Genomic DNA, 14519 nt, shown 5'->3' with positions numbered 1-14519 from the left:
TGCTACACCCCGCGTCCCAATAAGGCGGGACAGGGGAGGGGCATTGGCTCAGCGGCCGTGGGGCGTGCGCGAACTGGTGGCGACGGGCCTGGCCTGGCTGGGTGGCCTGGTGCTGCTGCAATGCTGCGAGCGACTGCCGATGGCGGCCGAATATGCGCTGCTGGTCTTGGCGTTCTTGCTGTTCCTGCTGCTGCACCGTCGCCATTGGCTGGCCTTGGCCGCAGCGGTCGCGGTGCTCGCATTCACACAGGCCGGGTTGCGCGCCGAGCTGCGCATGAAGCCCGAGCTGCATCCGGCCTGGGAAGGCCGCGATCTGGTGCTGGGCGGCCGCATCGATTCGCTGCCCATCGCCGTCACCGGCCAGGGGGGCGCGCCGGGTTGGCGCTTTGAATTTGCCGTGGACTCGGTCGGCGCAACGGGCACAGCGCTGCCGCCCGAAGTGCCGCGACGTTTGATGCTGTTGGCCTATGACTCAGCGCCCATCACTGCGGGCGAGCGCTGGCGCTTTACCGCCCGCCTCAAGCGCGCCCATGGCCTGGCCAATCCGGGCGGTTTCGATGTCGAGCTGTGGCTGTTCGAGCAAGGCCTGCGTGCCAGTGGCGTCGTGCGCACGGCCGAGCGATTGCAGGCGGCGCCCTGGTGGTCGCTGGACGCCGCGCGCCAGCGCCTGCGCACCGCCATCCGCGAACGCGTGGCCGACCCTGGTATGGCCGGCGTGCTGGCGGCGCTGAGCCTGGGCGACCAGAACGCCATTACCCACAGCGACTGGAATCTGTTTCGCGATACCGGGGTGAGTCATCTCCTGTCGGTCTCAGGAAGTCACGTCGTCCTGCTCGGTTGGCTGGCCTCTGCACTCGTCGCGCCGCTGTGGCGCCGCAGCCGCTGGCTCTGCCTGCGCATGCCCGCGCCCACGGCGGCACGTTGGCTGGGCGTGGCGGTGGCCTTCGTCTATGCGCTGTTCTCGGGCTGGGGCGTGCCGGCGCAGCGCACCGTCATCATGCTGGCCGCCGTCGCCGCTCTGCGCAGCCTTGGCCTGCGCTGGCCCTGGCCGCTGATGCTGCTGGCGGCCGCCGTCATCGTCACGGCAGCCGACCCCTGGGCGCTGATGCAGCCGGGCTTCTGGCTGTCCTTCGGCGCCGTGGGCCTGTTGATGGCGGCCGGCGGCGAGCACGCAGACGGCTGGCGCGCCAGATGCAAGGCGGCGCTGCGCACCCAGGCCATCGCGACCATCGGCCTCGCGCCGCTGAGCCTGATCTGCTTTGCGCAGCTCTCCGTCGTCGGCCTGCTGGCCAACCTCGTTGCCATCCCGCTGATCAGCTTCGTCATCACGCCGCTGGCTTTGCTGGGCGGCCTGTTCACGCCGCTGTGGGCACTGGCCGCCGTGCTGATGCAGGCCTTGATGGCCTGGCTCAAGCTGCTGATCGCCTGGCCAGCGGCGGTGTGGTGGCTGCCGGCGGCGCCACTGTGGTCGCAGGCACTGGCATTGCTGGGCGCCGTGCTGATCGCGCTGAGGCTGCCCTGGCGGTTGCGCGCTGCAGGTCTGCTGATGACGCTGCCGCTGCTGTGGCCGGCCGTGCCGCGCCCACCTGACGGCGAGTTCGAACTGCTGGCGCCGGACATCGGCCAGGGCAACGCGGTGCTGGTCCGTACCCGTGGCCATGCGCTGCTTTTCGACACCGGCCCGGTTTATGCGCCGGGCTCGGACGCTGGCGAGCGGGTGCTGCTGCCACTGCTGCGTCGCCTGGGCGTGCACCGGTTGGACATGCTGATGCTCAGCCACCGCGATGGTGACCACGTCGGCGGCGCGGCGACTTTGATGCAGGCGCTCTCGGTGGGAGAGCTGCGCAGCTCGCTGGAGCCGGGCCATCCGCTGCTCGGCGTCGGGCTGCCCGTACAGCGCTGCGAAGCCGGCCAGACCTGGACCTGGGACGGCGTGCGCTTTGACGTACTGCACCCCACGCTGGCCCATTACGGGGGCGGCTTCCGGTCTAACGACCTGTCTTGCGTATTGCGCATCACGGCGGCTTCGGGCCGACGCGCGCTGCTGGCGGGCGACCTGGAGGCCGAGCAGGAGCGGCAGCTCGTGAAGCGCGAGGCTGATCTGCATGCCGAGGTGCTGCTCGTACCGCACCACGGCAGCAAGACCTCATCCAGCGCCGAGCTGTTGGCCGCCGTTGCGCCGAGCGTCGGTGTCGTGCAGGCCGGCTACCGCAGCCGCTTTGGCCATCCCGCGCCGCCGGTGCTGGCGCGCTACCAGGCCGCGGGCATCGCCGTCGTTGCCAGCCCGGCCTGCGGCGCCTGGCGCTGGCAGAGCGCGACGCTCGAGTCGAGCTGCGAGCGCGAGCTTCGCCAGCGCTATTGGTTGGACCGCAGTCCGGTCATTTCGGGCCTGGACGGCCCTCTGGTTGAAGAGGCGCCAACGGCCGAGGCCGAGCTGGCCTTCTGACGCCGGGGCTGCCACACTCGCCCAGCCATCACCTGGGAAAATCACATGAAGCGCTTGGATATCTGGGCCCGTCGCATCGTCTCGTTGGGCCTGCTCTGCGTGAGCCTGGCCGCCGCAGCGGGCGGTGGCAGTGCCGGCAGCGGCGCCAAGGCCACGGCCGGCAACAAGGACTACGACCTCTACCGCAGCGGCAGCGCCGCCGATGCGCTGCCTCCCCAGCCAGCGAGCAACCAGCTCGTGCTGATGGGCGGTGGCCTCGACGTCGACGACGCCTTCCGCGCCATGATCGCCAAGGCGCGTGGCGGTACGGCGGCCAAGGTCGACGTTGTCATTCTGCGCACCTCGGGCGCCGACGGCTACAACGCCTATCTGATGGCCATGGACGGCGTCGACTCGGTCGAGTCCATTGTGCTCAAGACACGGGCCGGCGCCAGCGCGCCCGAGGTGCTGGACCTGGTGGCGCGGGCCGACGTGCTGTTCATCGCCGGTGGCGACCAGTCCACCTATATCGCCCAGTGGGCTGGCACACCGCTGGAGGCCGCGATGAAGGCAGCGGTGGCGCGCAAGGTGCCCTTTGGCGGCACCAGCGCCGGCTTGGCCGTGCTCGGGCAGTTCGACTACTCGGGCGCCAACCAGTCGGTGTCGTCGGCCACCGCCATGGCCAACCCCTATGACCGCGGCGTCACGCTGGACCGCAGCTTCCTGAATGCGCTGCCGCTGATGGCGAACGTCATCACCGACGCCCACCTCGTCGCTCGCGACCGCATGGGCCGCCTTGTCACCTTCCTGGCCCGCCTGTCGGCTGACGGCTGGGCCGGCTGGCAGACGCTGCGCGGCATCGGCGTGGATGAGCAGACGGCCGTCGTTGTCGACGGCGATATCGCCACCGTCATGGGCAATGACGACGGCCTGGGCGGCCGCACCGGTCGCGCCTACTTTCTCAAGCCGACGCTGGCGCCGACGACGGTGCAGGCCAAGAAGCCGCTGACCTTCCGCAGCCTGCAGGTCGAGAAACGCACGGCCGGCGGGCAATACAACCTGGCCACTTGGCCGACCGTGTCGCCGTATTTCATCTCGGTGGAGACGGGCGTGTTGATGCCCAACCCCTACTGAGCTTTGGAGGCTTGGCGCGCCCGGGCCACGGCCTGGCCGAGCTCGATGACGGCCAGCGCGTAATAGGCCGACCAGTTGTAGCGCGTGACCGTCCAGAAATTCCGCGTGCCCAGCAGCACGGTGGTCGCTTTCTTCGGCCCGTTCTGCAGTTCGATGACGGCCAGGGGGCCCTCATGGGCGAGTGCGGCCTCGGAGGGCAGGGCGCCGGCGGCGCTGAGGTCGGCGGCAGTGAAGCTGGGCTTGATATCTGGCGCCAGCAGGCGCGCCCGCTCGCGGCGGTCAGCGGGCAGTTTGACGCTGTAGTGCGTCGCCTCGCCGGGCTTCCAGCCGTACTCGGACAGGTAGTGGGCCACGCTGCCGATGGCGTCCACCGGGCTGGCGATCAAGTCGATGCGGCCATCGCCGTCGAAGTCCACCGCATGCTGGCGCCAGCTGCCGGGCATGAATTGCGGCCAGCCCAGGGCCCCGGCATAGCTGCCGCGCACCTCGCCGGCGTCCAGGCCGTTCTCGCGGCAGAGCTTGAGGAACTCGGCCAGCTCGCCGCGGAAGAAGGCCTGGCGTTCGGCGGCGCGCGGGTGCTCGGTGGGAAAGTCGAAGGCCAGCGTCGCCAGCGCGTCCAGCACCTTGAAGCCCCCGGTGATGCGGCCATAGAAGGTCTCGACGCCAATGATGCCGACGACGACCTCGGCCGGCACGCCGTAGGTGCTCTCGGCACGCGCCAGCGCGGCCTCGTGCTCGGCCCAGAAGGCCACGCCGGCGTCCAGGCGCCTGGGCTCGATGAAGCGGTCGCGGTAGGCCGTCCAGTTCTTGGCTGTGCCGACGGCCGCCGGCAGGATGAGCTGCCGCACGCGCGGCAGGTCCAGGGCCTTGCTGAGCTGCTCGCGCAGCGCGGTGGCGTCCCAGCTTTGCGATGCCGCAAGCTCGTCGGCAAAGGCGACGAGGGCGGGGCGGTTGCCCAGCGGTTCAGGAGGCGGCGCCGGCTTGGCGTGGCGGGGTTTGGCGTGGACGGCACAAGCCAGCAGCAGGCCGGCCAGCAGGGGGAGGTATCGGAAATTCACGGCTGCAGCATACGGGCCGCGGCGCGGAACTCGCCCCAGGCGGGCGCCGATGCGTCAGGGGCGTAGCGCGAGCGCTCCAGCTTCTCCAGCCACTGCGCGGCCGGCTCGGCCTTCTGGCCATGCTGGCGGCGCAGCGCGCGCGCCCAGGCGGCCGGACTCTCGTGGGCGGGGATGCTCACGCCCGCACGGGTCAGCAGGGCGGCTATGCGCGCCCGCTGGCGGCTCCAGGCGTCGTGCGGCCGGCTGCTCCAGCGTATCCAGGCGGCGCCTGCCACGGCCAGCACGAGGATGACGCCGGCCAGGGCCTGGCCCAGCGCCGTCCAGTCGGGTTGGCTGAAGCCCAGGCGCTTGAGCAGGTCGAACTGGTTGTCGCGCGAATAATTCAGCACCAGTTGCTGCCAGCGGTTGTTGACGGTCTCCCAGCCATTGCGCATGGCCCGCCACAGCGTCGGGTTGAACTGGCCCAGCACGCCGGGCTGCGGCCGCAGCGCCAGGCCCTGGGTGACGCGGTTGGGCGCCACGGCGGCGGTCGGATCGCTGCGCACCCAGCCGCGGCCTTCGACCCAGAACTCGGCCCACGCATGGGCATTGGCGTTGCGCACGACCTGATAGCCGTCCTGGGGTTCGGCGTCCCAACCCTGGAAGCCGGTGACGATGCGCGCCGGCACGCCCATGGCGCGCATGACGACGACGAAGGCGGAGGCGAAGTGCTCGCAAAAGCCCAGGCGCCGGTCCAGCCAGAACTCGTCGATGACGTGGGGCGAGGTCTCGCCATAGCGGCCGGGGGTGAGGGTGTAAGTGAAGTCCTGGCTGCGGATGTGTTCCAGAAGGGCTGCGGCCAGAGCCTCGGCACGCGGGCCCGGCCCCAGCGTGGCAAAGCGCGCCTCGCCGGCCAGCAGCTCGGCCCAGGCACGGGTGCGCGGATTGAGACCGGCGGGCAGGTCGAGGTCGGTGGTCAGTTGCAGGCGGTTGCGGCGCTCGCCGGCCCGCCAGGCCGTGTGGGCGCTGGTTGCCACCCTCAGCCTCTCGGTGATGGGGCGTGGCGACAGCCATTGCAGCTCGGGCCCGCGCACGACGGTCAGGTCGGTCAGGTTCAACTCGCTGCCGACGCCGCCTGGGCTCATCTCCAGCAGGGGCAGCACCGAGATGCGCAGCGGCTCCAGCGTCATTTCATAGCGCAGCGCCGGGCCGGCCGTGGCCAGGTCGTCGCGGCCGCGCAGCCAGCTCTGGCTGGAGCGGGAGTCATAGGCGCGCCAGGTCTTGCCGTCGAAGCGGGTCAGCACCGGGCCGCGGAAATAGCGCTGGTCGGGCGGCGGCAAGGCCCCCTCGAACTTCAGCCGCATCGCGATGCTCTCGTCGTTGGCGATCTCGTTCATCGCGCCGAACTCGAGCTGGTTGGACAGGCCCGTGCGGCCGATGGCCTCGGTCGGCACGCCCCACAGCGGCGCGATGCGCGGGAACAGCACGAAGAGCAGCACCATGACGGGCAGGCCCAGCGCCGTGGTGCCGGCAGCGTGCCTTGCCGCGATGCCGATGCTGGGGATGCCCGTGGGCATCTGCGCCAGCACGACGGCGGCCAGCAGCCCCCACAGCGACGCCAGTGACCAGACCGCCATCAGCAGCGACTGCGAGTACAGGAACTGCGTCAGCACCAGGAAGAAGCCGAGGAAGAAGACGACGAAGGCATCGCGGCGCGCGCGCAGCTCCATGGTCTTGAGCGCCATCAGCATGACCAGCAGCGTGATGCCGGCCTCGCGGCCGATCAGCGTGCGAAAGGTCAGCCAGGTCAGGCCCGTGTAGACCGCGATGACGGCGGCCAGCCACCAGCGCCCAGGCAGCGGCCGCTGGCGCCAGGCCAGCGAGGCGCGCCAGGCCAGCACGACGGTGGTCAATGCGCTGCTCCACCAGGGCAGGTGGTCGGCATGCGGCGCGATGACGGCCGTGATGACGCCGAGCAGGAAGAAGCTGTCGCGCGCGTCACGCGGCAGGCGGGCCCACCAGGCAGCTAAACCATTCATGCGTCAAACCCCGCGAGGGCTTCGAGGCAAGCTTGGCGGTGGGCCGCCCCGAGGGAAGGCGTGAGGTCACGCCCCGCCATGCGCAAGCCATAGGGCTGGCCCAGGCGTTCAGCCGCCAGAACCCAAGCGGCCAGGCGCGACAGGCGTGCCTCGACATCGCGACCCTGGGTGTCGCGCCAGTCCAGCCACAGGTCCTGGGCCAGCGGCGCCTCGGTCTCGCGCACCCACAGCGGCAGGCCCTGGTCCAGCGCCAGCGCGGACTTGCGCCACAGGATCTGCTTCATCGAGTCGCCGCGGCGGTAGCTGCGCACGCCGGAGAAATCGGTGCCGCTGGAGGACTGGCGTGTCGACGCGGCTTCGCCAGCGCCTGCCTCGGCCTGGGTGGGGAAGGGCGCCAGCACCTCCTCGGCCCGCGGGTAGACCCAGACCTTGGCTGCAGGCCGCCAATAGCTCCAGGCGCGGAAGAAGCCGAGCGGAAAGCGTGTCGTGACGATGAGGCGGGGCAGCTCGCGCAGGCCACGCTTGTCAGCCGGCAGGCGCAGTTTCAGCACTGCATGGCCCAGGGCCGGCACGTCGATCCAGGCCGGCTCGGTGGCGCCGCTGTCGAGCTGCGCGCTGACGGCGATGCCGAAGCGCGCGCTGCCCGGGTTGTGCAGGCGCAGCTCCAGCGCGTACTCGTCACCGGCGTGCACGCCCTCAGGCGCCTTCAGATCCATCTGCAGGCCGCGCAGGTTGGCGTGGGTGGTGTGCATGGACGCCAGGCCCGCGCCGGTCAGCGCAAAGGTCAGCGCGTAACCCAGACTCAGCTGCTCGTTGATGCTGGCCAGCAGCAGCACGCCCAGCGTGCCGCAGAAGGCCACGCCGGCCCAGGTCGGCACGATGTAGACGTTGCGCTGCGTCGTCTGGTGGGTGTCGGCCGGCGACTGGCGGGCCTGCCACCAGGCTTGCCAGCGTTGGCGCAGGGCTTGGACGGGAGCCATGGGTCAGAGGATACGTGGGGTTCGCAAGCCTCAGCGTGACCTGGGGGTGTTCAGAAAGGTGCTTGCGCTTCCTCGACAGGGTGGGGCGAGGACGGCTGTGGGCGAAGCGCTGCCAGTTCCTGCCGCAACGCCGCGTTCTCGGCCTCCAACGTGGCAATACGCTGGCGCAGAGACTCCACCGTGTGCTCCGGCGCGGCAGCCTCGGCCGCATCCGGCGCCAGGTCGGCCGCGGGCGGCTTGCGCTTGGTCTCGCGCACGCGCTTGGCTGCCTGCTTGAGCTCTTGCGCGCCGGCCGCCGCAGCAGCTGCCTGTTCCTCGGCCGGCAGGGTGGCGACGGCCGCGGCCGCATTGATCGAGATCGCGCCGGCCTTCACCGCGGCCACCACCTCGGGCGTGGCCTGCTTCTGGATCTTCTCGATCATCACCACCTGGTTGCTGCTCAGGCGCGCGGCCTTGGCCAGGGCCTCGCGCGTTTGCAGGGCGTCCTGGGCGGGTGCCGGTGCCGCTGCCTGGGCGACGGGCTCAGCCGCTTCCACAGCCGCGCTGCGCGCACGCCGCTCGGCCACGATCTCGCGCTTGCGCAGCGCCAGCACGCCGCGCTGGAAGTCCGAGATGCTGCGCCGGCCCAGGTGCTGGTCGATCATCCACAGATGCACGTCCTCCATGGACTTGAAGCGAGGGTTCTGCACCGTCTGGAAGGGCAGCCCGTGCTTGCTGCAGATGCCGTAGCGGTTGTGCCCGTCCACCAGCACGTCGCCCCACAGCACCAGCGCATCGCGGCAGCCCTCGGCCAGGATGCTGCGCTCCAGGGCCTCGTGTTCCTCCGCCGTCAATGGATCGATGTAAGCCTTGAGTTCTTCGTTGACGACGATGTCCATGGAGCCGGGTGCAGGGAGCTGGGAGAAGGGGCGCGAATTCTAGGGAGTGCCGGAATGGGGCGGTCATTTCGACGATCTCAGTGCGCAGTCCTTCAGCGGCGCTGCCGCCTGGCACTCAAGCGCAGCAGGTCGTCGTCGTCGCGGTGGCTGTCGGCCAGCCTGTCGATGAGCTGTGGCAGCCAGCCGCGCTGCGCGGCGTAATGGAGCAGATCCGACGCACGCTGCCGGTGTGACGCGCCAGGGCTGGAGATGTCGTCGAGACTTTGGTCGAAGGAGTCGCGCACGAGAAGTTCGAGGTCTCTTGGCGAGAAGCGCATGGTGACCAGCTCGGTCAATGAGGCCATCTGGTACGGGTCCGGTCCGGTGGAGCGTTCCGGGCTGGCGGTCGCGCCGCGTGGGTTGACCGTGCGCGTGAGCGAGTCCTCCACGGTCAGGCGCAGCCGCTCGGTGAAGAAGCCGGGAATCACGGGCACGAGTTCGGCGACCTGGCGGCCAATGCCGCGCGAGGTGTCGGCGTCGTAGACCCAGGCCGGCAACACCTGCTCTTTTTGCAGTGATTGCGCCGCGTAGTCCCGCAGGGCGAGCAAGTCCTCGGGCGTGATGCCGCGCTGGGAAATGGCTTCGAGCAGCAGCTCCAGATTGTCCTCACCCAGTTCGGCGGCCACCTCGGTGTGCAGCGACGGCCGTGACCGCAGGTCCACGCGCACCTCGTTGCTGTGCGTCAGTGCTAGCACCGCTTGGTGCACGCCTTTGGTGAAGGTTTCAAAGGCGCGTTGCTCCACGACGTGGCCAAGCGCGCGGGCGCCCTGCTTGTCCAGCCCCTTGGCTTCGACCTTGCGCTTGAGGCGCAGCACGGCCGCCGCCGCGCTGAGAAATTGCAGCGGATCGTGCACGGTCTGCGCGAGCTCCAGGGCCAGCAAGGCTTGCGGCCAGGCGGTGACGAGGTCGTCGGCCGCCTCGTGGAGGAACATCAGGCGCAGCACCATCTGCAGCCGCGCGCCGGCATCGCCCGCGCGCTCGGCGATGCCCAGCCCTTCGGTGAGCGTGGCGAAGGCCGCGGCCGTGTCGCCCATGAGCTTCTGGATGTCCGCCTCCAGCGCGTGCAGGGGGCTGGGGTGCTGCAGGCGGTCGCGCTCCCGCACCGCGGCCAGGGCCTCGACCAGCAGGTTGCGTCCCAGCAGCGTGCGTACGCGCCGCTCCGTCTGGCGTTCCCAGACGTCGTCCTCGGCCTGCTCGCGCAACTCGGTGGGCAGCTCGACGCCCAGCTTGTCGGCCAGCCAGATGCGCGCGCGCGGCTTGAACTCCTCCAGCGTGCCGCGCAGATAGGGCTCCAGTTCGGTGCTCCACAGCGCGTCCAGGGTGTCGGCATCCTCGTCGAGCCAGAGGCGGTGATAGATCTCTTCCGCGCGCTCGATCGTGCCCGGCTTGCCTCGGTAGTAGCCGGCCGCTGCCGCGTGGATGGCCTGCGGCAGCTCGCCCAGCGTGGCCAGCAGGTCGGGCAGCATGATGCGGCGCACGGCAGGCAGATGCCACAGCGCGCCGGGCTCGCGGTACGGGTCCATCAGGCCCACCTCGCGTGCCAGTTGATGGAACAGCTGGTTGGCCGTATGGCGGTCCGGCAGCGCCAGGCCGCAGGGCTCGGCGAGCACCTCCTCGATGATGTCCACCGTGATGCGCCTGACCACCAGCCCTGGGTTGGCGACCTTCCAGAGCTCGAGATCGTGCATGCGCACATGGTTCAGGATGCGCCGATGCAGCATGCCCTGCTGCTGCTCAGCCTTGATCTTGGAGAACATGCGATGGCGCGAGACCGCGTAGCGCAGGCCGATGACGCCCTCGTTCAGCACGACCTGCGAGGCCAGCGCGAGGCTCAACGGCACGGTGCCCACCATGCCCACGATGGCTTGTGCATCCTCCCGGCTGACCGGGCCATTCGGGTCGCTGCCGGTGCGCTGGATGATGAGGTCCACGGCGGCATCTAGCGGCAGGCCCAGCAGCTCAACGGGCTCGCGCTTCAGCTCGCTTGGGAGTGCGGAGCGGCCGGCCGTGACGATGCGCAGCCGGTCCACCCGGCGCAGCAGGTCGGCCAGCAGGTCCCAGGTGACCAGCATGGCGCTTAGCCCCTGGTACTCGGCCTCTTCCAGCGTGTCGAGCACCATGAGCACGGGCTGGTCGTTGCTGGACGCGATCAGCTCCAGCACCCGGCAAAAGCGCCGCACCAGGTTCTCGTGCGCATCGAAGGCGCTGCTCTTGGAGATCTCGACGCCATCGAAGCGCGCGCTCTGTTCGCGTGCTTCATCGCCCAGGCTTTCCAGGCCCAGCTCAGCGGCCGGGAACTGGATCAGCAGCTGGCGGATCGACTCCTCCAGCAGGGTATCGGGCCGCGCCGGGTCGAGCGAGGCGCGGTCGAAGTCCAGGTAGACGAAGGGCAGTGGGTGCGGGTTGTCATCAGGCCGTGTGTGGTCCAGGATGAAGCGCGCCAGCAGCGCCGACTTGCCGATGCCGCCCGGGCCGTGCAGGTGTAGGGGCGGGCGCTGGTCCATGCGGTAGGCCACGTACTTGAAGCCGCGTCGCAGCCCGCGCCAGAGCTGGCCCGGCGGCAGTGTGCCCACGTAGTCGGCCAGGTCCTCGCGATTGGGCTTGCGGTCCACGAAGCCCTCAGCGATCTTGCGTATGGGCGCGAGTTGCTGCTCGCGCGCGATGCGGGAGGCCAGCTCGTCCCGCGACGGCAGCTGCGCGACGACGCCATCCAGCCAGCGCACGACCTGCTCCATGCCGAGCAGCTCCTCCAGCGACAGCTTCTCGATCGCGGGCACACCCTTGGCCTGGATCAGCTTGTCGAAGGCCTGTTGCACGGGGTCGACCGCGGGTCTTGGGTTGGCTTCGCGCGCAGCGCGCATCCTGGACCGGCTGCCCAGCCGGCGTAGCGCGACGCGTCGGCAGGACTCCTGCAGCTGCCAAACGTCGGCGCGCGGATCGCCTACCACGATACACCGGTTGGTCAACTCCATCAGCGCGTCCATGCGCTCCCCAGCGTGCGGTTTGCCCGCTGGTTGCAGCAGGCTCAGCTGGAATGCGGAGAGCACGGCGGCCGCGTCTACATAGGGCTGCACCAGCCATTCAGCCTCCTGGTCGAGCTCGGTGTTGCGCAGCCATGCGAGCGCGTCTTCGCGCGGCGAGCCTGACGGTGCGTCGCCGCCTTCGTAGCCGGCGGCCTTCATGACGCCACTCCCGCGGCGATGGCACTGCATTGCTGCCTGAGCACGGCATGGAAGGATTGCCAGGTCTCGTGATTGGGGTCGGCGGTCAGGGCGGCGTCCAGTTGCGCGACGGAGGCCGCCAGGGCCGCCGGCGGCGGTGTTTTCTTGATGCTCTGCGCGAACCAGGTGAGGTAGTCCTCGATGTCCTGGGGTTGGGGCCGAGCCACTTGGTCCACAACGAGGAAGCTGCCGCGGGAGCCCAGCTTGCTCGGGTTCAGTCCGAACAGCAGCAACCAGACGTTGGGGCACTCGCTGCCGTCCACCGCCTGGCACAGCCGGCCCAGCAGTTCAATGGCCGACTGATCCAGGTTCACGAGGTTCAGCTCGTCGATGACCAGCCAGGTGGGCTGTTCCAGCGCCGCCAGGCGCTGCACGATCACGCTGCCGACGTCCCTGCCAATGCGGTTGGCCGTGGCCAGGTTCTTCTCCTTGCCCAGCTTGGTGTCGCCCCACAGCCGGGTCGCGATCAGGTTGGCCAGGCGCCCTGCGTCGACGCTGGTGACCCCGCTCTCGTTTGCATCCACGCAGGCCAGTTTGGCCTGCTGCTGAGGCGGGCCGCAGAAGTAGCTGACGGGCCAGCGCGAGTACGTCTTGCCCACGCCGCCGGTGACCACCAGCACGCGGTTGTTTGTGGTGCCGTTGGCGAAGGCCTGCAAGTGCTGCCAGAGCGTTCCCCGGTCCACCATGGGCCGCAGGTTGACCATATAGGGTCGCGAATTGGCGCCCGGCGCCGCGGTCGGCTGAGGGGTGGCGGCGGCGAGGGCCCCGGCGGAATACGTCCTCATGCCGGGGTTCGGATGATTCGCGGCCAGCGCTTCGAGCAGTTCGCGAAACAGGCCTTTGCGTTCGGCCCAGAGGAGGATGCGCTGGCACTTCATCTCGAAAAGGTCTTGAAGCGGGGCGATGTCGTCCAGCGACGTGTTCAGCCAGTCCTGCAGGAACAGGTCGAGCTCGCTCTCCGTGAACGTCTGGGTCATCAGCACGCGGAGTTGGCGTTTGGTGGCGTTGTCGAGTTTCATGATGACTTGCCAGCGGCCGCGTCAGGCCCAGAACTTGGTGACGCCATGCGTTTGCATGAGCGCCAGGATGCGCGGCAGGGGGATGCCTTGGTTGTAGGCGCCGAACGTCTTCGTGTAGTCGGGGTCGCCGCCGTGGTGCAGCGCGACAACGTTCAAGGCCTCGTCGAAGCAGGGTGCCCCGGATGAGCCGCCCTCGGTGTTGACGTCGTAGCGCAGGCGCGTGCCGTTGGCGTTCGCTGCGGCCACCGTGCCCGCGGCCATCTTCAGCGGCTGAAGGTTGGGGTGCTGGCCGATGAACAGGATCGCCTTGTGATCGGGTGGCGGCAGGTCCTGGCGCAGTTCCATCCAGCCTCGCGCCGCGCCGTCCAGCATGTCTTCACCCACGGCGCGCTCCAGGCGCAGCAGCGCGTAGTCGAGCTCGCCCGCGTCTGGCAGGCCGCCCTCGTCGCCGGGGTCGTGCGCGCTGTACGGGCTGTGGTCCACTAGCCAGTCATGGGCCAGGCCCACCGGCGCGGCGGGCGCGGTGGCGCCGACGGCGAAGTCGAAGCGGCAGCGGATGTCCTCGGGCTTGAGTTGGCCGCCCAGATGATCCTCAATGACGTGATGGTTGGTCAGCAGCAGGTCCGGCGCGACAAGGAAGCCGGTGCCGCCTGCCGTCTTCACGCCCATCGGGTATTCGATGCGGCAGATGCGATGGCCGATCTCCGCCATGCGCGCCACCCACAGCCCCCAGTCCGCAAAGGCGCTGCCGGGGCGCACGATGCGCTCCAGGCCGCTGGTTTCCGGGGCTTGCTGCCGCAGGCGCCTGTCGATGCCGGCGACGTCCAGCGCGGCGCTCGCCTCCAGCGTCTTGCGCAGCCGACGCAGCCGCGCGTTGCCGCTGGCGGCCTCGGCGGCTTCGATCAGCGCTGAAGTCCAACCCTGGCGCCTGGACAGGTTGACCAGGTCGAAGACCATGAACTGGAACCCCCCCTTGTTGGCCACAAGCTGGGCCAGCGGAGGTCGATCCATGTCGTCCTGGAGCAGCATGTCGAGCGCGGCCTCGTCGAACGCGGCCAGCAGCGCGTCGCGGACGATCTTTCGCTGTGGGCCGTCCAAGTCGTTCAGGTCGAGTGCCACGCCGTCCTCCTCAGGCCTTGGCGGACTTCTTGCCGAAGATGCTATCCAGCAGAGGCAGAACGAAGGCGCTGCCCATCGCCAGCAGCGCGATCCACCATTGCTGCCCGGCGAACATGCCCGGCACCGACGCCCCCCACACGGCGAAGGCGATGGTTGCCAGAACGCATTCGAAGAGGGGCGGCGTTTTCCACGCGTTGGCCGTTCCGTTCTCCGTCGCCTTGGCGAGGTAGATCAGGAACACCGCGACGGGCGTTGTGATGATGAAGCCGATGTAAAGCAAGAGCGACACATCCGTCGCCTGCACGCCGCGGTCCTTGGCGATGGCGAGGAAGGGCAGGTACAGCGCGAGGAACTCGGTAGGGATATAGCGCTTCAGCGTTTCGAGCGCGCTGCTGAACTGCTTGGCGGCCGACGCCGGGACCGATGACGGCTGCGGCGGTGGTTGCCCGTCAGAGCCTGACTGCCCTACCTCCAGGCCTGTGCGCTTGACGGGCGGTTTGACCCCCACTGGATTCCGACGTTCGTATGCGACGCCGGCAATGGCCTGCAAAGACATGTTGTACTCCCCAATCTCTTTCGAAGGATTCGACGGATGGCGTCTGGTCCGGACCGGGAAGTGTTTGCGATC

Annotated in this window: 10 protein-coding genes; 2 read left to right on the top strand and 8 right to left on the bottom strand. The window is 69.5% G+C overall.

The features are described from left to right. Positions 1 to 43: 43 nt before the first annotated feature. Positions 44 to 2446 (top strand): DNA internalization-related competence protein ComEC/Rec2, encoded by a 2403-nt coding sequence (locus AC1DW0_RS20985; protein WP_477947762.1) that lies wholly within the window; start codon positions 44 to 46, stop codon positions 2444 to 2446. Between the two features lie 45 nt (positions 2447 to 2491). Beyond that, entirely contained in the window at positions 2492 to 3559 is a 1068-nt protein-coding gene (locus AC1DW0_RS20980) for a cyanophycinase (RefSeq protein ID WP_457353204.1), read from the top strand. Here AC1DW0_RS20980 and mltB read toward each other — a convergent pair. The 8 genes from mltB to AC1DW0_RS20940 all read right to left on the bottom strand — a co-directional run bounded on the left by mltB (position 3553) and on the right by AC1DW0_RS20940 (position 14447). Continuing rightward, positions 3553 to 4617, bottom strand: coding sequence for a lytic murein transglycosylase B (gene mltB, locus AC1DW0_RS20975; protein WP_477947760.1), 1065 nt, complete (start codon positions 4615 to 4617; stop codon positions 3553 to 3555). The genes AC1DW0_RS20980 and mltB overlap by 7 nt on opposite strands. After that, positions 4614 to 6635 (bottom strand): transglutaminase TgpA family protein, encoded by a 2022-nt coding sequence (locus AC1DW0_RS20970; protein WP_477947758.1) that lies wholly within the window; start codon positions 6633 to 6635, stop codon positions 4614 to 4616. Before AC1DW0_RS20970 ends, mltB begins: the two co-directional genes overlap by 4 nt. Continuing rightward, a complete protein-coding gene (locus AC1DW0_RS20965; RefSeq protein WP_056193455.1) occupies positions 6632 to 7615 on the bottom strand; it encodes a DUF58 domain-containing protein in 984 nt (327 codons plus the stop codon). The genes AC1DW0_RS20970 and AC1DW0_RS20965 overlap by 4 nt, the downstream gene beginning before the upstream one ends. A gap of 50 nt (positions 7616 to 7665) precedes the next feature. Beyond that, positions 7666 to 8493: a ParB N-terminal domain-containing protein gene (locus tag AC1DW0_RS20960; RefSeq protein ID WP_477947755.1), complete on the bottom strand. Its 828-nt coding sequence runs from the start codon at positions 8491 to 8493 to the stop codon at positions 7666 to 7668. A gap of 92 nt (positions 8494 to 8585) precedes the next feature. Then, positions 8586 to 11714: an ATP-binding protein gene (locus AC1DW0_RS20955; protein ID WP_477947753.1), complete on the bottom strand. Its 3129-nt coding sequence runs from the start codon at positions 11712 to 11714 to the stop codon at positions 8586 to 8588. Beyond that, complete coding sequence (locus AC1DW0_RS20950; protein WP_477947751.1) at positions 11711 to 12772, bottom strand: hypothetical protein; 1062 nt, start codon at positions 12770 to 12772, stop codon at positions 11711 to 11713. The genes AC1DW0_RS20955 and AC1DW0_RS20950 overlap by 4 nt, the downstream gene beginning before the upstream one ends. Positions 12773 to 12793: 21 nt before the next feature. Then, on the bottom strand, positions 12794 to 13891 hold the full coding sequence (locus AC1DW0_RS20945; protein ID WP_477947749.1) for a trypsin-like peptidase domain-containing protein: 1098 nt from the start codon (positions 13889 to 13891) through the stop codon (positions 12794 to 12796). A gap of 10 nt (positions 13892 to 13901) precedes the next feature. Continuing rightward, complete coding sequence (locus AC1DW0_RS20940; protein WP_477947747.1) at positions 13902 to 14447, bottom strand: hypothetical protein; 546 nt, start codon at positions 14445 to 14447, stop codon at positions 13902 to 13904. Between the last annotated feature and the right edge of the window lie 72 nt (positions 14448 to 14519).

Source organism: Roseateles sp. P4_D2, assembly GCF_056401875.1.
Note: the sequence above shows the minus strand (reverse complement) of the source record. Positions and strands in the feature narration are given on the sequence as shown.

Coding starts and splice junctions, on each gene's coding strand:
- AC1DW0_RS20980 (WP_457353204.1), top strand. CDS start 2,492: ATGAAGCGCTTGGATATCTGGGCCCGTCGCATCGTCTCGTTGGGCCTG.
- AC1DW0_RS20970 (WP_477947758.1), bottom strand. CDS start 6,635: ATGAATGGTTTAGCTGCCTGGTGGGCCCGCCTGCCGCGTGACGCGCGC.
- AC1DW0_RS20965 (WP_056193455.1), bottom strand. CDS start 7,615: ATGGCTCCCGTCCAAGCCCTGCGCCAACGCTGGCAAGCCTGGTGGCAG.
- AC1DW0_RS20960 (WP_477947755.1), bottom strand. CDS start 8,493: ATGGACATCGTCGTCAACGAAGAACTCAAGGCTTACATCGATCCATTG.
- AC1DW0_RS20955 (WP_477947753.1), bottom strand. CDS start 11,714: ATGAAGGCCGCCGGCTACGAAGGCGGCGACGCACCGTCAGGCTCGCCG.
- AC1DW0_RS20950 (WP_477947751.1), bottom strand. CDS start 12,772: ATGAAACTCGACAACGCCACCAAACGCCAACTCCGCGTGCTGATGACC.
- AC1DW0_RS20940 (WP_477947747.1), bottom strand. CDS start 14,447: ATGTCTTTGCAGGCCATTGCCGGCGTCGCATACGAACGTCGGAATCCA.